General features: G+C 60.3%; 1 protein-coding gene. It reads right to left on the reverse strand.

The annotated features are described in order from the left end of the window. Positions 1-438: hypothetical protein (locus tag QK296_RS28975; RefSeq protein ID WP_282392369.1), on the reverse strand; the 438-nt coding region annotated here is incomplete at both ends.

Below are 438 nucleotides of genomic sequence, written 5' to 3' on the forward strand. Positions count from 1 at the left end.
CGAGAATGACGTGCTGATCGTCGTACCGATAACGCTCGCTTTCTCCGACAGCATTCGTCGCGCAAACCAGTCGTCCCGCTTCGTCATAGGCGTAGGAAACAACGTTCTGCTCGGTTTCCCAGACGTAAGGTGCACGCCCTGTGGCGCGATGAACCTGGTAGTCCACCGCGACGATGCGACCCAACTCATAACGCAACAGCAACGAACGACCCGCACCGTTATCCAGCCGCTCAATCCGCCCTGAACGATCCCGGCAAAGGCGCAGCCGGTTGTCATACGCATCGCTGATCGAGACCAGTACGCCATCGCGAAAGTGATAGAAACGCGAGGCCTGGGCCAGCACCAACTCGTCAGGCGCCGAACCCAAGTAGATCGCCGCTTCCGCCAGGCTATTGGTGATCGCGGGCCGAGAATCGGTGGGCAAGGGCAGGGTGGTCG

The sequence above is a fragment of the Pseudomonas sp. AL10 genome, assembly GCF_029960685.1.
GTDB classification, from domain to species: domain Bacteria; phylum Pseudomonadota; class Gammaproteobacteria; order Pseudomonadales; family Pseudomonadaceae; genus Aquipseudomonas; species Aquipseudomonas lactis.